General features: G+C 58.6%; 16 protein-coding genes and 1 pseudogene. 6 read left to right on the forward strand and 11 right to left on the reverse strand.

Going from position 1 to position 19,680, the window contains the following annotated elements; genetic code table 11:
• Positions 1 to 77 precede the first annotated feature (77 nt).
• The 3 genes from ACR0IP_RS22420 to ACR0IP_RS22430 all read right to left on the reverse strand — a co-directional run bounded on the left by ACR0IP_RS22420 (position 78) and on the right by ACR0IP_RS22430 (position 2,231).
• Positions 78 to 1,235, reverse strand: coding sequence for an acyl-CoA dehydrogenase family protein (locus ACR0IP_RS22420; protein ID WP_170693109.1), 1,158 nt, complete (start codon positions 1,233 to 1,235; stop codon positions 78 to 80).
• A gap of 80 nt (positions 1,236 to 1,315) precedes the next feature.
• Positions 1,316 to 1,900, reverse strand: coding sequence for a TetR/AcrR family transcriptional regulator (locus ACR0IP_RS22425; RefSeq protein ID WP_480528077.1), 585 nt, complete (start codon positions 1,898 to 1,900; stop codon positions 1,316 to 1,318).
• A 64-nt stretch (positions 1,901 to 1,964) separates the two neighbouring features.
• Positions 1,965 to 2,231, reverse strand: coding sequence for a hypothetical protein (locus ACR0IP_RS22430; RefSeq protein ID WP_170693113.1), 267 nt, complete (start codon positions 2,229 to 2,231; stop codon positions 1,965 to 1,967).
• Between the two features lie 208 nt (positions 2,232 to 2,439).
• On the opposite strand from ACR0IP_RS22430, the gene ACR0IP_RS22435 reads away from it, so the two are divergent.
• From ACR0IP_RS22435 to ACR0IP_RS22450, 4 genes and pseudogenes are all read left to right on the forward strand, one after another.
• Positions 2,440 to 4,911 carry a heavy metal translocating P-type ATPase gene (locus ACR0IP_RS22435; RefSeq protein ID WP_480528078.1) on the forward strand — a complete coding sequence of 824 codons (2,472 nt, stop codon included), beginning with the start codon at positions 2,440 to 2,442 and terminating at the stop codon, positions 4,909 to 4,911.
• The gene (gene cueR, locus ACR0IP_RS22440; protein WP_170484511.1) at positions 4,908 to 5,297 is read left to right on the forward strand and encodes a Cu(I)-responsive transcriptional regulator; all 390 of its coding nucleotides are present in this window, start codon (positions 4,908 to 4,910) and stop codon (positions 5,295 to 5,297) included. Before ACR0IP_RS22435 ends, cueR begins: the two co-directional genes overlap by 4 nt.
• Positions 5,298 to 5,318: 21 nt before the next feature.
• Positions 5,319 to 6,260: pseudogene (locus ACR0IP_RS22445) on the forward strand (NAD(P)-dependent oxidoreductase); the annotation flags it as partial.
• A gap of 101 nt (positions 6,261 to 6,361) precedes the next feature.
• Positions 6,362 to 9,427, forward strand: coding sequence for an aminotransferase class III-fold pyridoxal phosphate-dependent enzyme (locus ACR0IP_RS22450; RefSeq protein ID WP_480528079.1), 3,066 nt, complete (start codon positions 6,362 to 6,364; stop codon positions 9,425 to 9,427).
• 40 nt (positions 9,428 to 9,467) lie between these two features.
• Here the strand turns inward: ACR0IP_RS22450 and ACR0IP_RS22455 are convergent, their stop codons facing one another.
• Together ACR0IP_RS22455 and hemP are read right to left on the reverse strand one after the other, a co-directional pair.
• Positions 9,468 to 9,944: a hypothetical protein gene (locus ACR0IP_RS22455; RefSeq protein WP_480528080.1), complete on the reverse strand. Its 477-nt coding sequence runs from the start codon at positions 9,942 to 9,944 to the stop codon at positions 9,468 to 9,470.
• Positions 9,941 to 10,108: a hemin uptake protein HemP gene (gene hemP / locus ACR0IP_RS22460; protein WP_170468565.1), complete on the reverse strand. Its 168-nt coding sequence runs from the start codon at positions 10,106 to 10,108 to the stop codon at positions 9,941 to 9,943. The genes ACR0IP_RS22455 and hemP overlap by 4 nt, the downstream gene beginning before the upstream one ends.
• Before the next feature lie 219 nt (positions 10,109 to 10,327).
• Between hemP and gph the strand changes: the two genes are divergently transcribed.
• Positions 10,328 to 11,002 (forward strand): phosphoglycolate phosphatase, encoded by a 675-nt coding sequence (gph, locus tag ACR0IP_RS22465; RefSeq protein ID WP_480528081.1) that lies wholly within the window; start codon positions 10,328 to 10,330, stop codon positions 11,000 to 11,002.
• A 341-nt stretch (positions 11,003 to 11,343) separates the two neighbouring features.
• Here gph and dld read toward each other — a convergent pair whose 3' ends face one another.
• The 4 genes from dld to ACR0IP_RS22485 form a co-directional block, all read right to left on the reverse strand.
• Positions 11,344 to 13,032 carry a D-lactate dehydrogenase gene (gene dld / locus ACR0IP_RS22470; RefSeq protein ID WP_480528082.1) on the reverse strand — a complete coding sequence of 563 codons (1,689 nt, stop codon included), beginning with the start codon at positions 13,030 to 13,032 and terminating at the stop codon, positions 11,344 to 11,346.
• Between the two features lie 16 nt (positions 13,033 to 13,048).
• Complete coding sequence (locus ACR0IP_RS22475; RefSeq protein ID WP_170681397.1) at positions 13,049 to 14,200, reverse strand: alpha-hydroxy acid oxidase; 1,152 nt, start codon at positions 14,198 to 14,200, stop codon at positions 13,049 to 13,051.
• A 12-nt stretch (positions 14,201 to 14,212) separates the two neighbouring features.
• Entirely contained in the window at positions 14,213 to 16,276 is a 2,064-nt protein-coding gene (locus tag ACR0IP_RS22480; protein ID WP_480528083.1) for a TRAP transporter large permease subunit, read from the reverse strand.
• 115 nt (positions 16,277 to 16,391) lie between these two features.
• Entirely contained in the window at positions 16,392 to 17,441 is a 1,050-nt protein-coding gene (locus ACR0IP_RS22485; RefSeq protein WP_170380531.1) for a TRAP transporter substrate-binding protein, read from the reverse strand.
• A 312-nt stretch (positions 17,442 to 17,753) separates the two neighbouring features.
• Between ACR0IP_RS22485 and ACR0IP_RS22490 the strand changes: the two genes are divergently transcribed.
• Complete coding sequence (locus tag ACR0IP_RS22490; RefSeq protein ID WP_480528084.1) at positions 17,754 to 18,527, forward strand: FadR/GntR family transcriptional regulator; 774 nt, start codon at positions 17,754 to 17,756, stop codon at positions 18,525 to 18,527.
• Between the two features lie 69 nt (positions 18,528 to 18,596).
• On the opposite strand, the gene comE is transcribed toward ACR0IP_RS22490, so the two are convergent.
• Both comE and ACR0IP_RS22500 read right to left on the reverse strand, forming a co-directional pair.
• Positions 18,597 to 19,151 (reverse strand): sulfopyruvate decarboxylase subunit beta, encoded by a 555-nt coding sequence (comE, locus tag ACR0IP_RS22495; RefSeq protein ID WP_480528085.1) that lies wholly within the window; start codon positions 19,149 to 19,151, stop codon positions 18,597 to 18,599.
• Complete coding sequence (locus tag ACR0IP_RS22500; RefSeq protein ID WP_170468582.1) at positions 19,148 to 19,654, reverse strand: sulfopyruvate decarboxylase subunit alpha; 507 nt, start codon at positions 19,652 to 19,654, stop codon at positions 19,148 to 19,150. The genes comE and ACR0IP_RS22500 overlap by 4 nt, the downstream gene beginning before the upstream one ends.
• Between the last annotated feature and the right edge of the window lie 26 nt (positions 19,655 to 19,680).

The following is a 19,680-nucleotide window of genomic DNA, read 5'->3' on the forward strand; positions in this document are numbered from 1 at the left end:
GCGGGCGCAGCCCGCGCCTGCCCGGACCAACGGGAGGAGATGTTCCGACAGGAACTTCGACGACGGGCGGGAGAGCCTCAGACGTCTATCGAACGCGCGATGAGTTCCTTCATGACCTCATTGGTGCCGCCATAGATCATCTGCACGCGCGCATCGGCGTAAAGGCGGGCGATCGGGTATTCCATCATGAAGCCATAGCCGCCAAAAAGTTGCAGACACTCGTGCATGATCTCGTTCTGGACCTCAGACCCCCAGTATTTGACCATGGACGCGGTGGCGGCATCCAACTCGCCCGCATCCAACTTGCCAATGCAATCATTCACGAAACTACGCAGCACTTCCGCCTTGGTTTTGCACTCGGCCAGTTTGAACCGCGTGTTTTGGAAATCCATGACGCGCTGACCAAAGGCCTTGCGCTCCTGCACGTATTTCACTGTCTCAGAGATGGCGAAATCAATCGCGCCCAGTGCCATGATGCCGATGGTCAAACGCTCCCACGGAAGCTGTTTCATCAACTGGTAGAACCCCTGCCCCTCATCCGGGCCGAGCAGATTGGTCATCGGCACTTTGACATCTTCAAAAAACAACTCGGCGGTGTCATTGCCCTTCATACCCAGCTTCTTGAGGTTGCGCCCGCGCCGGAAACCCTCGGCCCCGTCCGTCTCAACCACAATCAGAGATACCCCCTTGGCACCCAAGGTCTTGTCCGTCTTGGCGGCAACGATGATCAGATCCGCGCTCTGACCGTTGGTAATGAAGATCTTAGACCCGTTCAGGCGGTAGGAATTGCCGTCCTTTTCAGCCGAGGTCCGCACCGCCTGCACATCCGAGCCTGTGCCCGGCTCGGTCATGGCCAAAGCCCCTACCATCTCGCCCGAGGCCAGCTTGGGCAACCAACGCTGTTTTTGGTCTTCGCTGCCATAGGCCGTGATGTAGTGCGTCACGATTGACTGGATCCCATATCCCCATCCGGCGTCCCCACGCGCCGTCTGTTCGTACAGAGTGACCGAGTCAAAACCCATGTCCCCGCCGACGCCGCCATATTCTTCCGGGATCGCACCCGCCATCAGACCGGTTTCCCCGGCTTTGTGCCAGAATGCACGGTCTACGATGCCATTCGCGGCCCAGGTTTCCGCGTTGGGGACCAGTTCATCATCCAGAAACCGCCCTGCCATTTCGGCAAACATCCGGTGTTCGTCAGTGACCCAGGCTGCGGTCGAGGTAAAAAGCGACATGTGGTATTCTCCGATCAGGTGTTACCTGAAAGGCTATCGCGGCACCGTAGATAGGCCAATCCACGTAACGCCGCGTTCCGTCAATGCAACGCAGCGTTCTTTCGGCTCAGCGCAGCATCCAGCAGCATTTGCGCTGCGGCCTTTGCGTCTTCAGCCGGATTGCCGTTTTTCGACAAAACGGCCGAGACGATCGCGCCCTCTTGCAGCAAGACGATCTGACGGGCCAGAAGCTCTGGCGCATGTGCGCCGGATCGGCGCGCCAATGAGGTCAAGTGTTCCAAAATAACCCGTTTATGTTCTGCTGCCTGCACGTGGATCGGATGGCTGGCATCCTGATACTCGGCCGCGGCTTTCAGAAACATGCATCCGCGGAAATCGTCCTCTTCGAACCATTCTTTAAAAGCATCAAAAGTGGCAATCAATTGCCCGGCTGGCGTGTCCGCCAGCTGCTCAACCCGTCGCAGGATCCGATTGCGGAAACTCTCATCCCTTAGGCGTAGAACGGCCAGGATCAGATCTTCCTTGGTGCGGAAGTGTTTGTACATCGAAGTCTTGGACACTCCGGTTTCCACCACCAGTTTATCCATGCCGGTCGCGTGAAACCCGTCTCGGTAGAAGACCTCCATCGCTTTGCGCACCAGTTCATCGCGTTTGTTAGGACGCATCAGAAAGCACCTGAGTGTACCGGGCTGTACATTTCTATCCCACTTCCATTGCGGTTTCTTCACGTCACTGAATGTCGTGAACCCAAAGCATCACAACGACTTCACTTTTTTGCAACGTGAGCTCTTGCAAATCATAGCCAGTGAGAACACTTTTTAAAGAGTAACCGATCTGTACACCCAAGGATCTGACGATGAAACGCCGCTCCAGCTTTGTAGCCCCGCGATATGTGCCGATCATTTTGGTGCTCGCTTTGCTGACTGCGGCGGTGACAACATGAAAGGGCAGTAGTATGATACGCTCAGCTTTGCAGATCGCCTCGGCGTTGATCATCGGATCTGCCTTTTTGTTCCTTGTTGTGCTGTTTGGCTTCTTTGCCTCACCCAATGCGGTGCGGTCGGCCCCCGAGAGCCCCAATGCCCAAACCTTGCTTGAAAGCCTATTTCGGCGCGAGGGCCGCTAAAAATCACGCAACACCTCTTGACCTTCCCGTCACTGGAACCCCCATGTGGTCGGTAAGATATCTGTCGGGATGAGTCGCATGACCCAGAGCACTCAATTGAAAATCACGGGCATGAACTGTGCCTCTTGCGTTGGGCGCGCCGAGGCTGCCTTGCAGTCTGTCCCCGGCGTACAGGACGCCTCGGTCAATTTTGCGACCCAGACGGCTCAGGTTACGTTTGACGGACCGGTTTCGGCCCTCAGTGATGCATTGCAGGCCGCCGGCTATCCTGCGGCAATGCATCAGACCGCTTTACAGATCACCGGGATGAATTGCGCCTCTTGCGTGGCCAAGATCGAGCGCACTCTGAAAGACAGCCCCGGCGTTCTTGAGGCGAGTGTGAACCTTGCCAACCAAAGCGCATCGGTCACCTACATCGAGGGCGCGACCACGCCGCAGGCGCTGGCACAGATCACAACTCAGCTTGGGTTTCCCGCGCAGCTTAAGACATCTCCGGGGTCGGAAACCCGATCCGATGATACGCCGGATGAGGCGCGCAACTTGAAGCGTGCGACAGTGCTGGCCGCTATTTTGGCCCTGCCCGTATTTGTTCTCGAGATGGGCGGGCACATGGTTCCAGCCTTCCACCATTGGGTTCACGCAACCCTCGGACAGCAGAACAGTTATCTGATCCAGTTTGCCCTGACCACCGCACTGTTGATTGGCCCGGGACGTGTGTTCTACGCCAAGGGCATTCCGTCGCTGTTGCGCGGGATGCCGGACATGAATGCTCTGGTCGCTTTGGGGACGGGGGCGGCCTATCTGTTCTCCATCATCTCGACTTTCGCGCCCGGCCTGCTGCCGCAGGGTACAGCGAATGTGTATTTTGAGGCCGCAGCCGTGATCATTGTTCTGATCCTTCTGGGCCGCATGATGGAGGCGCGCGCCAAAGGCAAAACCGGCGCGGCAATCCGAGCGCTGATCGGGCTTCAGCCCAAAACCGCGCGCGTCGAACGAAACGGAGCAGCAGAAGATCGCCCTATTGCCGAAATAGCGGTGGGTGACCTTCTGCAAATCCGTCCCGGAGAACGCGTTCCGGTGGATGGAGATATCCTCGACGGAACCTCTTACGTCGATGAAAGCATGATTACGGGAGAGCCGGTGCCGGTTGGCAAATCCGCTGGCGACCCGGTGGTGGGCGGCACCGTGAACGGAACCGGCGCGCTGCGTGTGCAGGCGACTCGCGTTGGGGCGGACACGGTTCTGGCCCAAGTCATCTCGATGGTGGAACAGGCGCAGGGGGCCAAACTGCCCATCCAAAGCCTTGTCGACCGGCTGACCTATCGCTTTGTTCCTGCAGTGATGTTGGTGGCGGCTTTGACCATCACTGCTTGGCTGATCTTCGGGCCTTCTCCCTCATTGCCGCTGGCACTGGTGGCCGGGGTATCGGTCCTGATCATCGCCTGCCCCTGCGCCATGGGTCTAGCCACGCCGACCTCGATCATGGTGGGAACAGGCCGCGCGGCGGAGTTGGGTGTTTTGTTCCGCAAGGGAGATGCGCTGCAACACTTACAGCAGACCAAGGTCATCGCCTTCGACAAAACCGGTACGCTGACCCTCGGGCGCCCCGAACTAGATCACGTGACAACCACCAACGGCTTTGAGCGGGATCAAGTCCTACGACTGGCCGCCGCGATCGAGGCGCGCTCGGAACACCCTATTGCTACTGCGATCACCCGCGCCGGGCCTTCTGATCTGCCCGAGGTTTCTCAGGTTCAGTCCCTCACCGGTCTTGGCCTTCAGGGCCGCGCAGAGGGGCACGACCTGCTGATTGGATCATACAAATTGATGCATCAGAAGGGTGTGGATATCTCGGACTTGAAACCAGACGCCGATGCAAGGGCCGCGCAGGGCGCGACCCCACTATTCTTGGCCATTGATGGGGTGGCGGCAGCGAGTCTGGCTGTATCGGACCCTATGAAACCGGGCACGGCCGAGGCGCTGGCAAAACTGCACAATATGGGCCTGACGCTTGCCATGGTAACCGGAGATAACGCGCAGACGGCGCAAGCGATGGCCGACAGGCTGGGCCTTGATCACGTGGCCGCCGACCTACTGCCCGGCGACAAACAGAAAACGCTAGAGGGCTTGCGCAGCGAATTCGGCGCGCTCGCCTTTGTGGGCGATGGGATAAACGACGCACCGGCGCTGGCGGCAGCTGATGTCGGCGTCGCCATCGGCACCGGAACGGATGTCGCGATCGAGGCCGCCGATGTAGTTCTGATGTCCGGCGATCTGCGTGGCGTCGTGAACGCAATCGACATCAGCCATCGGACGATGCGCAACATTCGCCAGAACCTCGGATGGGCGTTTGGCTACAACACATTGCTGATTCCGGTGGCTGCCGGAGTGCTGTACCCCTTTGGCGGGCCATTGCTGTCCCCGGTGCTTGCGGCGGGCGCGATGGCCCTGTCCAGCGTCTTTGTCGTTACCAATGCGCTGCGTCTGCGATGGGTCCGCCCCAACGTCGCGGAAAGCGCGCAAAAAACCACGAAGGAGGCCCACGCATGAATATCGGCGATGTCTCAACCCGGACCGGACTGCCCGCGAAAACGATCCGCTACTATGAGGATATCGCGCTGATTAAACCTCTGCGCGATGACAACGGCTATCGCCGGTTTCGCGAACAGGACATCCACAAGCTGACTTTTCTGGGCCGCGCGCGCGCCTTGGGGTTCACCATCGAAGACTGCCGCACGTTGCTGGCGCTCTATGAAGATGAAAGCCGGGCGAGCGCGGATGTAAAGCAAGTTGCACGGGATCATCTGGCGCAGATTGACGCAAAAATCGCCGACCTCAAGGCGATGCGCGACACGCTGAGCCATTTGATCGAAGCCTGCGCCGGAGACGACCGACCTGACTGCCCGATCCTGAAGGATCTGGGCGGGAACAGCTAACACGGGGTTGCCCTTTCGCGCAGGCTTTGCTTTGTCAGTGCCAAATACTCCGGCAATCAAGCAATGCCGGTCAGCGGAGAGGATCATCCCATGGCAAAAGTCGCGTTTCTTGGTTTGGGTGTTATGGGTTATCCCATGGCTGGGCACCTTCAGGCTGCAGGGCATCAGGTCACCGTTTACAATCGGACCGCCTCCAAGGCCGAGGCCTGGGTGGCCGAACATGGCGGCGCAAAGGCGACGACCCCCAAAGGTGCTGCGGAGGGGGCCGAATTCGTCATGTCCTGCGTTGGCAATGATGACGACCTGCGGATGGTCTGCACCGGCGCGGATGGCGCTTTTGCCGGGATGTCGGATGGCGCGATCTTTGTGGATCACACCACCGTTTCCGCCAAGGTGACGCGTGAGCTTTATGAGGCGGCCAAAGGGCAAGGGATCTCATTTGTCGACGCGCCGATCTCGGGCGGGCAAGCCGGGGCCGAGAATGGCGTTCTGTCGATCATGTGCGGCGGCGATCAGGCGGTGTTTGATGCGGCAGAGCCGATCATGCAGGTCTATTCGAAAATCTGTCGCCGGATTGGTGATAGCGGGGCAGGTCAAATGACCAAAATGTGCAACCAAATCGCGATTGCCGGTTTGGTTCAGGGCCTCAGCGAAGCGCTGCATTTTGCTGAAAAGGCCGGTCTGGACGGGCGCGCGGTGGTTGAGGTGATCAGCCAGGGTGCGGCAGGTAGCTGGCAGATGGCGAACCGGTATGAGACCATGCTGGACGACCATTTCGACCACGGCTTTGCAGTGGACTGGATGCGCAAGGATCTGGGCATCTGTCTCGACACCGCCAACGAGACGGGCGCGTCCTTGCCTGTCACGGCACTGGTGGATCAATTTTACAAGGATGTGCAAAAACTTGGTGGTGGGCGGTGGGATACCTCGTCGCTGATCAAGCGATTGCGGGCGTTGGATTAAGGGGGCTGTCTGCCCCCTCTTGGCCCTGTATGCCAATTCACCCCCGAAGATATTTTTAGCCAGATGAAGAGATCCGCGTTGCGCGGCGGATAGGGATGGGAATGAAAGACATGCATGATTTCTGGGCGGATGCCCTGCGCAAGTATTGGGGGCTGGATGCCCGTCTGACACGGCTGGACGGAGAGTATGACCTGAACTTTCTGGTCGAAGCGAAGAACGGACAGGACTATGTCCTGAAAGTCATGCGCGCGGGGTGCGAACCAGAGTTTGTCGATCTTCAAGTCAAAGCGCTCGAACATATCACGTCTGAGGCGCCGGGGCTGCCCTTCCCCAAGGTATTCCCCTCGCTGGATGGTGCTGTCCTGCCCGAGATCGAAGATAAGGACGGTCACCCGCGTTTGGCTTGGTTGTTGGAGCGCCTTCCGGGTCAGTGCTACGCCAAAGTCGAGCCAAAATCCGAAGATTTGATCCTGAAACTCGGACGCGTTCTTGGCGCGACCGATCGGGCTCTGACTGGGTTTGCGCATGGCAGCCTGCAGCGGGACGATTTCAAATGGGACCTGGTGAAAGGCGGTTGGATTGCGGATCAACTGGATGCGGTCAGTGACCCGTCCCGCCGCGCGCTTTTGAACGAAATTGTACAGGGTTTCACTGCGATCTCAGATGCGCTGAACAGCCTGCCCACGCAAGCCATTCACAACGACGCCAATGACTACAACATTCTCGTCGAAGGAGAGCTGAGCGAACGGCGTACCATATCCGGCCTAATCGACCTGGGCGACATGTGCGCCGCGCCGCGCGTATGCGAGGTGGCCATTGCCGGGGCCTATATCGTTCTGGATTATCCGAAACCCGAACGCGCTCTGACCGCTCTGGTCCGCGGCTATCACGCCACCAATCGGCTGAGCGCTGAGGAGGTCGATCTTATCTGGCCCATGTTGCGGATGCGGCTGGCGGTGTCCGTAGTGAATTCGACCCTGATGGCGGCTGAAAACCCCGATGATCCTTACGTGACCATCAGTCAGGCCCCGGCCTGGCGGTTCCTTGAGAACGAGGCCGTCAATGGCGGCTTGATGTCCGCCCGCTTGCGCAGCGCCTGCGGCTTGCCGGTGGTCGATGGGGCTGAGCGCATCCACGCCTACCTCTCCGAGCATCGCGGCCATTTCGCCGAGATGTTTGGCCAGGACCTGAGCGATGTGCCGATGGGCTCTCTCTCAGTTGAGAACTCCACCTGGCCGCAGAACCCGTTTCACATGCCGCTCGAAGAAGCCGCACGGGTGGGCGAAGAATTCGGTGAGGGCCTGTGGCTGGGCTATTACAACGAACCCCGCCTGATCTATGCCGAGCCCGGGTTCCGTAAGGGGCCGTGGAAAGCCTCGGACCGGCGCACAGTACATCTGGCCGTGGATGTCTTCGCCCCTGCTGGCACGGTTTTGCGCGCCCCGATGAGCGGTCGGGTCGAAGTTGTCGAGAACCGGGACAGCCATCTCGACTATGGCGGCGTGGTGATCCTACATCATGAAACGCCCGAGGGGGATCCGTTCTACACGCTTTACGGCCATCTGGACCCAGAGGTTTGTGACCGCTTGAAACCGGGCGATCCGGTGGCACAAGGCGCTGCGTTCGTGCGCCTTGGGGATGCCTCGCAGAATGGTGGTTGGGCCCCGCACGTGCATTTCCAACTCGCCTTGACAACCGATGGCATGGAGGCTGACTGGCCCGGTGTCGCCGATCCCGATGAGCTGGAGCTTTGGAACGCGGTCTGTCCGAACCCGGCGGCCTTGCTGAATCTGGCCGATGACAAGGTTTGCTATCAGCCGACCGACAAACAGGCCGTTCTGCAAGGGCGTCACGATCATTTCGGCGGCAATCTGAGCCTGACCTACAATGACCCGGTCATGCTCGTGCGCGGTTGGAAACACCACCTGTTCGACGAGTGGGGTCGCCCCTATCTGGACGCCTATAACAACGTCCCGCATGTGGGCCACGCCCACCCGCGCATTCAGGCCGTCGCGGCGGATCAGCTGAAGCGGATGAACTCGAACACCCGCTACCTGCACCCGGCGCAGACCGCGTTTGCCAACAAGGTGCTATCGAAACTGCCGGATCATTTCGAGGTCTGCTTTTTTGTCAACTCGGGCACCGAAGCCAACGAGCTGGCCCTGCGTCTGGCCCGCGCCCATACCGGCGCCAAGGGGATCGTGACGCCGGATCACGGCTATCACGGCAATACCAACGCCGCTGTCGCGATCTCGGCCTATAAGTTCAACAAACCTGGCGGGATCGGTCAGGCTGATTGGGTCGAGCTGGTTGAGGTCGCGGATGACTACCGTGGCGCGTTCAAACGTGACGACGCCGACCGCGCGCAAAAATACGCAGATCTCGTTGACCCGGCGATTGCTGCTCTGCAAGAGAAAGGTCAGGGCGTGGCCGGTTTCATCGCCGAGACCTTCCCTTCGGTCGGTGGGCAGATCATTCCTCCGAAAGGCTATTTGCCTGCAGTTTATGAGAAAATCCGCGCCGCGGGCGGTGTCTGCATCGCGGATGAGGTACAAACCGGGCTTGGACGGCTGGGCGAATTCTATTTCGGTTTCGAACACCAAGGCGCGCTGCCCGATATCGTTGTCATGGGCAAACCGATTGGCAACGGCCACCCGCTGGGCGTGCTGGTCACAACCAAGGAAATCGCCCAGAGCTTTGACAACGGGATCGAGTTCTTCTCGACCTTCGGCGGCTCCACCCTGTCCTGCCGCATCGGGAAAGAGGTTCTGGACATCGTTGATGACGAAGGCCTGCAGGACAATGCCCGCGCCATGGGCGGCCGCCTGATGAAGGGCCTGCGTCAGATCGAATCCGAGTTCGGCTGCGTTGGCGACGTACGTGGGATGGGTCTGTTTCTGGGGGTAGAGCTGATCAACCCGGATGGCTCGGAAGGGACCGAGATCTGCAGCTTTGTGAAGAACCGGATGCGCGATCATCGCATTCTGATCGGCAGCGAAGGTCCGAAAGACAACATCCTGAAAATCCGCCCACCTCTGACCATTGAGGTCGAGGATGTGGACATGATCCTTTGGACGTTGCGCGATGTCCTGAAAGGCGCAGGCGACTATGCCCCTGCCCCGGTTTGCGACCAAGATCACCACCACGCAGGATGTGGCTGCTGCTAAGTAGAAACCCCGGCGCAACCGCCGGGGCTTCATTTGCCGATCAATGCAACACGGCTGAGGGGGTTTGATGACCGGTTGTCGGCATTGGAACGGCGGCTGTCATGCGGCGCAGGGCCATCCCCAGCTCTTCTGACAGTGAGGCAAGGGCCGGCGCAAAATCCGGGCGCACGATCAATGAGGCCATCATCATCGCGTCTTCCCGCGCGCCCTCAGATGCGGCCGCAATCATCTGGGCAAAACAATTCTCATCCGCGCCCAGACAGGCACATCCCAATCCATGACGGATCAATGGGCGGCGGCCATAGCTGGCACACAGCGAGCATAGACGATCCAAGGTCAGCATTGCGGCGCGCCCCTGATCTGCGCCCAAGGCGATGTCGAAATCACTGGCAGCATCTACGCGGCCTCTGGCACCTTCGCTCCAGAGGCGCAGATACATCACCGCACCTGCTTCGATTGGGGCAAGGTCTGTCAGGCGGCCAACCGCTGCGCCACCCCGGGACGACGGGCTGCTCATTTCGTCAGGATCAGTTTGCCTGCACGGGTAATGCGCAGCGTATAAAGCTGATCACCCAGTTCGATATGGGCGAGATTGCCGCCTTTGGTCAGCTCTTCGGCCTTGTGCGAAGGCAGCACGGATACGGCAAAGGACTGGGTGGCGATAGGGGTCTGCGCGTTCATTTGACAACTCCGGAGTATCTCAGGCAAGGGCCTGATCTGTTCGCTTTCTCAATGACCTGGCTGACCCTAGTTCGGGGTGGCTGTCGGCTTCTGTTCTTATTCTGATAATTTTAGTAAGGATTGTCAAGCCGCGCATTTGCGCTTGCAGAAAGATGCCGTGTTGCGCCTTCCTGGCGGGCAGGTTAGGCCTGAACGCATAGGCAAACCACTGAGGTCACAATGGGCGCGGCAATTGTATTTGATCTGGACGGAACTCTGGTCGACAGCCTGGGAGACATCGTAGCAGCCGCAAACCAGACACTGAGCGATCTCGACCTGCCCCCTCTGCCGCGCGAGGTGATCGGGCGATTCGTCGGCAATGGTCTGCCCAAGCTGGTCGAGCGTATGATCCGGCACTGCGAATTGCCCTTGGACCGTCACGAAGAGCTGACGAAAGTGACGCTCGCGCATTACACGTCAGGGGCCAGCAAGACGACGGTGCCCTATCCCGGCATTCCTCAGGCTTTGGCCAGCTTGCGGTCGCAGGGGCATACACTGGGCGTCTGCACCAACAAGCCCGAGGCCCCTGCCCGGCATATTCTCGACGTACTGGACCTGTCGCAATATTTCGATGTGGTTCTGGGCGGTGACAGCCTGACCACAAGGAAACCCGACCCCCAGCATCTGTTTGCAAGCTTCGACGCGTTGCCAGCTCATGGGTCGCGTGTTTTCGTGGGCGACAGCGAGGTGGACGCAGAAACAGCCGAGCGTGCCGAGATCCCATTTCTCCTGTTCACGCAAGGCTATCGAAAGTCGCCCGTGACAGATATTCCGCACGACGTTGCCTATGACAAGGCGGAGGAGATTCCGTCCTTGGTCGTGCAGATGCTGCAGCTGTCCGATCAGGTGAAATAGGCCTCAGCGCATACCCTGAAAATTATTGAGGGGCCGGCCGAGGGGGTATGGACCAGCCCCTCATCGGGGAAACTCTGTATGGCCCGTCGGGGCCAGCTGTTGTCTCTTGTTTAGCGGGCCGCGACAGATGGCGAAATTGGGGGATTCCCGTAGGGCTGGATTTTTTTGCCTCAACGCAGCTGTGAAACCTGCGCTTGACCTCAGGCTTGAGAGGCAATCATCCCCTATCCGAACGGCCCAGACGCATCGAATTCGGGCTTCTCCCGGGCGAACCGCATGAGACGACAACTTGGTCGGGAATAGGCCTTTGATAAGATCAGGGGTGAAAACGCCAGAGCCTACTATTCGGGCTCCGCGTAGTTCCGAGCTTTGGACATTTTGCCGATCCCCGGATTGAAAGAATTGGTCGGGTCGCAGCATTTGTAATGGGCAGCTAGATCGGGCTTGGCCTTGTACAGATGCCCCACATTGTGTTCAGCGGGATACTCCGCGCCGCGCGTGTCAAACAACGCCAACATTGCGGCTTTCAATGCCTTAGGATCGGTGCCTTTTTTGACCACGTAGTCCTGATGCATCACGTGGCACATGAAATGACCGTAGTAGAGCTTGTGGACCAGTTGATCCTCAATCTCGGGCGGAAGCGTCTCAAGCCACTCCTGATCATTGCGCCGCAAGGCTACGTCGAGCGCAATGATGTCTTCGACCTCATTGCCGTGCAGTGCCATGTACCTGACGGCAGCTCCCGCGGCGGCAAAGCGGTGCAAACCCGCGATCTTGGCCTCTCGTGGAGTGCATTCAAAGGCATCGCCGTCACGATCTTTCAGGAATATGGGCAGCCATTCGGCAGCCTCGGCAATCCCTTCGTTCTTCATCTTCAGGATCAGATGGTGTTCGAAGCGGTCGCGAAACTCGACCATCCGTTTCGGCAAGACACGCGGCCAGACCGAGACCGCCATCTGCATGAATCGATCAGTGAAATTGCGCAGGAAGGGAATTCGGCGCAGGCGGGCATCGACTGCGCCTTTGAGAGCAAAGAACATCGGCAGCCGGTCGGTGCCCAGCTTGTCGATCATCACGACCGTATCCTTGCCGTAGCGCGCCGTGATGTCGAACACCTCGCGCTGCATGTATTCGGCGGATACTGGCAGCGACTTGAACTCGGATAGGATGTGACGGCGCAGGGCGGCCAGATCATCGGGGCTGTTTGTTCCGATGTAAAAGACCTTTTCGGCATTGTTCTTGGGGAACGTATCAAGCCGTACGGCAAAGACGGCCAGCTTGCCAGCCGAGCCAGCGGATTCGAACAGCTTGGCCGTGTCTGCGTTGAACCGCGCAGGCGTTTCAGCATCCACATCACGCACGATCTGCGCGTAGTCACTAGCCGAGGCGCGTTTGTTCGTGGCCCCCGGGTTACGGTCGAACGTGCCTGCATCGAGATTTGCCAGGATCTCTTCAGGCGTGTCGCCCAGATCGATTCCCAGATGGTTGACCAGCTCCAACTCGCCCTTCTCGGATATCCGCGCGTGGACGGACAGTTCGGTGTAAACGGGGCCACGTTCCACCAGTGACCCGCCCGAGTTGTTGCAGACCCCGCCCACAATCGACGCACCGATACATGAGGAGCCGATCACCGAGTGCGGCTCTCGCCCCATTGGGGCCAACAGTTTTTCCAGCGCAAACAGGGTGGCGCCGGGAAAACTAACGATCTGCTCGCCGTCGTTCAGCGGCACCAGAGTGTCCATGCGGCGCGTGTTGATCAGTACCACGCCCCGGTCATAGCTGCCCGAGGGGGTCGACCCCTCGGTCAGGCCGGTGTTGGCCGCCTGCATGATGACAATCTTATCGGCTGCAACGCAGGCCTTCAGGACCTTCCACTGCTCCACAAGACTGCCGGGCTGGATGACGCACAGCGCCTCGCCCTCGCCCGAACGGAAACCACGCCGGAACCGTTCGGTCGCGCGTTCGCCGGTCAGGACATGCCGCGCACCAACGACAGAGCGGAAATGTTCAATCAACGCGTCATTGGTCATGGCATCCCTCGTGTCTTTATGCAGCCCGGAAACGGATATTCTCGCGGCTCAGTTGGTCGATTCTGGTCACACCCATCAGCTTCATGTCGCGCTCAATCTCGGCCCGCATGAGGCCAAGCGCTCGTTCGACACCCGGCTGACCAGCGGCGGCTAGAGGATACAGGTATTGACGTCCGACACCGACTGCTTTCGCGCCGATCGAAAGCGCCTTCAGCACATGAGTACCGCGCTGAATGCCGCTGTCCATGATCACGTCCAGCTTGTCGCCGACCGCATCTACGATCTCGGCCAGTTGATCAAACGGCGTGCGTGAGCCATCCAGCTGCCGCCCGCCATGGTTCGACAGAATAATCCCGGTACAGCCAATCTCAGCCGCACGCTTGGCATCTTCGACTGTCATGATCCCCTTGAGGCAGAACTGACCGTCCCAATCGCGCACCATCTGCGCGACGTCATCCCAATTCATCGACGGGTCCAACATCTCGGTGAAATAGCCGCCAATCGAGCTGGCGCCGCCGCCCATATCCACATGCTCTTCCAATTGCGGCAGGCGGAATTTTTCGTGGGTGACATAGTTGATCCCCCACATCGGCTTGATCGCAAACTGGATCATGCCTCCCAATGTCAGGCGGAACGGGATCGAGAAACCAGTGCGCAGGTCACGCTCGCGATTGCCGCCGGTGATACTGTCGACGGTCAGCATCATGACCTCAACCCCGGCCTCTTTAGCGCGCTGCATCATGGCCGCGTTCAGGCCGCGATCTTTGTGGAAGTAGAACTGATAGACTTGGGGGTTCTTGTGTTTTTTGCGTAGCTCTTCAAGCGACACGGTGCCCAGCGAAGACACACCGAACATGGTGCCATATTTCTCGGCCGCGGCGGCCACAGCCCGTTCGCCCTGATGGTGGAACAACCGCTGCAGAGCGGTGGGCGAGCAGTAGAACGGCATGTCCAGCTTTTGGCCCATCACGGTGACGGACATGTCCACGTCCTTCACCCCGCGCAGAACCGAGGGCAGCAGATCGCAGCGGTCGAAAGCGGCGGTGTTCTGGCGATATGTCACCTCATCATCCGCACCGCCATCGATATAGTTGAAGATCGGCCCCGGCAGGCGGCGCTTGGCCAGCTGCCGGAAGTCGTGAAAGTTGTGGCAATGCTTGAGACGCATAGCGTGATCTCCTTAGTACGCCACAGAGGGCAGCCAGGTGGCGAGTGTCGGCCATAGGAAGACAAGCGCCAATCCGGTCAGTTGTAGCAGCACAAAGGGGATGATGCCTTTGTAGATATGCATCAGCTTGATCTCGGGCGGGCAGACGCCTTTCAGGTAGAAAAGCGCGAACCCAACCGGCGGAGTCAGGAAGCTGGTTTGCAGCGTCACCGCCACCAAGATCACGAACCAGACCAGCGCGGGTTCATCCAGCACTCCGAAGCCCGGAATGTCGATGCCCAAGCCGTTCACGATCGGACGCATCAGAGGCAGCACGATTAAGGTAATCTCGATCCAATCCAACACAAAACCCAGCAGGAATACGATGAACAGGATGAACAGGACCGTGCCATTGGCACCGAAGCCGGTGGATTGGACCACATGTTCGATCAGTTCATCGCCGCCAAGTTCGCGCAGAACATAGGAGAATACCGTCGCGCCAAGGAAGATCGCGAAGATATAGGCGGTGGTGTTGAAGGTCGAAACCAGCACGTTCCACAATTTCGCAAACGTCAGCTTGCGGTATCCCAGCGCCAGCAGCGTCGCGCCCAAGGCGCCGATGCCAGAGGCCTCGGTCGGGGTGGTCAGACCTCCGAAGATCGAGCCCAGAACCGCGAGGATCAGCAGCAGCGTTGGAATGACCGCGATCAGAACGTCTTTGACAGCATCCCAGTCGGGTGCTTTGGCGCCTTCGGGCACGGGAGCCGCGTCGCGCTTCACCTGTGCGAGGATGAAGATATAGGTCAGGTATAGCCCCCCGATGATCACACCGGGGAAGACGGCGGCCATGAACAGGTCTCCGACGGACAGGGCCATCTGGTCGGCCATGATCACCAGCATGATCGAGGGCGGGATCAGGATACCCAACGTGCCCGAGGCAGAGACCACGCCCGCCGCCAGCGTCGGCTGATATTTCTGCTGCATCATCGACGGCAAAGACAGCACGCCCAGCAACACCACGGAGGCCCCAATAATACCGGTCGAGGCCGCCAGAATGATCCCGATCAGGGTCACAGTAATCGCCAAACCACCCCGCACGGTGCCGAACAGGCGCTGCATCGAGGTCATAAGACGCTCGGCCACACCGGATTCGTCGAGCATCAAGCCCATGAAAATGAACATTGGCAGGGCAACCAAAACCGCGTTCGACATGGTCGCGTAGACCCGGTTCACCACCGCGCCGAGGGTCAGGTAGTCGAGTCCGGTAAAGGTGCTCTCCAACCCGGTCCACAGCATCAGGTCATTGTCGAACAGGTAAGCCAGACCGCAATAGGCGACACCGACACCGGCCAACACCCAAGCCACCGGGTAGCCGGTGAAGAGCAGCGCGATGAAGGTCAGGAACATCGCAATGACCAGTTTTTCCTCGGTCGTTTCGACTAGGAAGGTAAGGCCTACACAGACAGCGGCAAACACAGCCAGAACCAGCAAGATACGACGCAGCGGAGCCCCTTCGCGCTCTGAGGTCGGTCCGTACATCAACGCGTGCCCGTCGTGGATCAGCCGCGCCAGAGCAGCCAGCGCCAACAGAACAAAGCTGATTGGAATGACCGCCTTAAAGGCCCAACGCGCTGGAAGACCAGTAGGGCTGTCCGAGCGTTCGTTGACGCGGAAGCTTTCATAGAAATAGTCATAGCCCTGATCGATCATCAGATAGATGAACGGCGTCAGCAGGGTCAGAATGCCGATCACCTCGATGATCCGCTGCGCCCGGCGGGACAATTGCATATGCAGAACATCGACGCGCACGTGGCTGTCTGTGATCAAGGCATATGAGATGCCGATCATCGTAACGATGCCGTAGAAGTGCCACTGGATCTCATCCAGCTTGGGGTAGTTCTGGCTGAGCAGATAGCGCAACGCGACCTGCGAGAAGATTGCCGCCATCAGCAGAACATTCGCCCACATGACGACATGGCCAACAGCCTTGACGCTGGTATCAATGGCTACGGCGATCTTTTGGCGGTCGGTATCGGGATGCTCCAGGATGCCTTCATAGGCCTCAACCGGATCTTTGGTGGTATTTGGATTGCTCATGGTCATTCCTCGCCCGGCAGCCCTGTGCAAGGGCGGTGAAAGTTTGGAAAAATCCGAAGATCAGAAATCGACTGGGGCAGCAGTGTCCGCTGCCCCAGAGACGTCAGTGAGGAAGTTACTGACGTGGGAGGAAGGCGTTGGTCTTCCAGAGGTTATAGCCGTCACGGAACTCGGTCATGTCGGCCAGAACCTTGGCAAAGAAAGCGTCATTTGCGGCCTCTTCGGCGGCGACCTCTTCCCAAGTGCTGCGGAAGGTATCCAGCATCTCAGGTGACCACTGCTTGAGGGTGACGCCGTTGTTTTCAACGTTGTCGATCAGAGCCGCGTGCTGGATCGCTTCACCTTCGGCAAAGCTGTCGGCCATCGAAGCCTTACAGGCGTTTTCGATGATCGCCTTGTGCTGCTCGCTGGTTTCCGCCCAGACGTCTTTGTTGATCATCAATTCGAACACGGTCGCTTGCTGGTGCCAGCCGGGGAAGTAGTTAAACTTGACCAGCTTGTGGAAGCCCAGACGCGCGTCGATGGCGGGCATCGAGAATTCGGTCGCGTCGATCGCACCTTTTTCCAGCGCCGGGAAGATCTCACCACCGGGCAGCAAAGAGGTCGCAACACCTAGCTTCTGCATAACCTTGCCGCCCAGACCGAAGAAACGCATCTTCAGGCCGCTCAGGTCTTCGGGTGAGTTGATCTCGGTGGCGAACCAGCCCGAGGTCTCGGGTGCAATGACAGCGCAAGGGATCACGTGGACGTTGTAGCCCGCCTGATCATACATCTCTTGGTACAGAGTCATGCCGTTGCCGTAGTAGAGCCACGCCATGTATTCGCCCGCCTCAGGGCCGAAAGGAACGGCCGAGAACAGAGGAGCAGCCGGGATTTTACCCGCCCAGTAACCAGCGGTGGTGTAGCCCGAGTTGATCTTGCCAGTCGAAACCGCGTCCAGAATTTCGAACGGTGGAACCAGTTTGCCTGGCTCATATACCTTCATCTTCAGCGTACCACCCGACATCAGGTCCAACTGCTCGGCAACGCGCGGGATTGGCGAACCAAGACCAGGCAGTTCGGTCGAGAACGCAATCGGGGTTTTCAACAGCAGCTTGTCTTTAGCAACCGCAGGTGCGGCCATCAGGCTGGCGGCTACGGCAAGGCTCGTCAGGGTCTTTTTCATAATGTCTCCTCCTGGTGGGTCGGGCATCTGCCTCAAACACAAACGCAGACCCTTGCGGGTATGCACTAGTGGTTCACTAACTTTACCAATGCTATTCAGTCAATAATTTTGTTTACCAATGGATCAGCAGAAATGTCCCTGACTGGGCGCACTCAATTTGTATGGATCACTTCGTATTTTCGGAAATTTTTATTTTATTGAACGCGTTAAGTTGCATTTCCATGCTGGAACTGAACGCTTGAAAAACGCACCAATATGGTTACATTTATTTACCAATATATATCACCTCGGCATCTTACTTAGGTATATCCCATGAACACCAAGGCGATTTTTGAACCGGTCGGACACGAATCGCTGGCCGACGCCGTGGTGGCGCAGATCGAAGACCTCATCGCGTCGGGTATTCTGAAACAGGGGCGCAAGCTGCCGTCCGAGAGGGATCTGGCCGAGATGCTTCGGGTCTCGCGGCCGAAGCTGCGCGAAGCACTGGCCGTGCTGGAAGAGCGCGGGCTGGTTACCACTCAGCATGGTGAGGGGACCTTTGTCGCTGCCCTAACCGGGCAAGCGATGTTGCCGGCCCTTCTGGCGCTCTACGAACGGCACGAGCCTGCCTTTTTCGACCACCTGGAATACCGCCGCGAACAAGAGGGCTTTGCGGCCCGCCTTGCCGCCCGCAGGTCCACCAAGGCCGACAAGGAGAGGATCGCCGAAATCCTCGACGAAAATGTGCGGGCGTGGGAGGCGAACGATGCCAAAGCCTCTCGCGAGGCGGATTTCGCCCTGCATGCGGCCATCGTCGACGCCAGCCAGAACGCCACTTTGATCCATATGATGGCCTCGATCTACGAACTGACCAAGCGAGGTGTTTTCTATAACCGCAGTTTCCTGAAATCGATTGACGGTTCAGGCAAACAGCTGCTGAATCAGCACCTTGCCCTGGGTCAAGCGGTGATTGACGGAGACGAAAAGCGCGCCGAACAAGCCGCGCTGGACCATATCGACTTTGTCGAGCGCTCCTTCCGGACGGGGATAGAACAGCAACGCCGCGAGGTCATGGCCGAGAAACGGCGTCTTCTGTCGCGCTAGACATGAAGTGCCAAAGCCGCCCGCAAAGGGCGGCTTTGATCAGTGCATTCCGCAAAACCGAAGAGGTGATCAGGCCTGTACGGCCTTCATAAACCGATCTCGGATCACCACAGGGTCCATCGTGATCGGCGGCATCTTAGCGTTGCCGCTATCGCATTTGCTGACAATGATGGTCATCTGTCGAGCGTCCAACGCCTCCTGCAACACACGCCCTGTATCTTCGGCGGCGCATTCAATCACGCGCTCACATCCTGCCGCAGCCGCCATTTTCGCCAGCGACGTCTTCAAACCCGCATAGGTCGGCTGATCCCCCGTGGACCCGTATGAGCCATTGTCGACGATCAGCAGGATGTAATTGTCAGCCACGTTGTTCGCGATGGTCGGCAGCGTTCCAAGATTGGTCAGAACGGAGCCGTCCCCATCAATCACGATCACCGGCTTGGGCTGGGACAGAGCTAACCCCAGACCGATGGATGAAGCCAACCCCATCGTGCCCAGCATGTAGAAATTCGTTGGCTGGTCATCAAACGCGTGCAGCTCTTGGCTCGGAATGCCGATGTTACAAACCACCAGTTGATCCCGCAGGATCGGAGCGATTTCTTTAAGGATTTCAGAACGGATCATTGGTCGCCATAGCCTCCCCAGAAGTTGGCATCGGTCAGAATGGCAACCGGCTTGTTGCACATGAATGTGTATTTCAGGATCGCATCCAGCTCAGCCACATCCGCCTGATGGTGAAAGTGGTAAGTCGGGATATTGAGCTGCGCCAGCAACGCTTTGGTGTGGACCGCCATCTCAACCTGACATGCAATCGGCTCGCGCAACTCACCGCGATACGAGATCAGCATCGGCAGTGGCATCCGGTAGTACTGGATCAGAGTCGCCAACGTGTTGATCGTCACCCCGATTGCTGTGTTCTGCATGATAATGGCCGGGCGCTTACCGCCCATCCATGCGCCTGCGCACAGGCCCATCCCCTCATCCTCTTTGTTCGAAGGGATGTGATAGATGCCTTCGCGCTGGTCGATCTCATCAATGACACCAGCCAGTTGTTTGCAGGGGACGGTGGTCACGAACGAAATGTCATTCGCCACCAGATCGTCAGTGATCTTCTTGTCTATATTCATCTTCCGGCTGTCATTCCTGTTGTTGT

The sequence above is a fragment of the Ruegeria sp. AL11 genome (assembly GCF_056540865.1).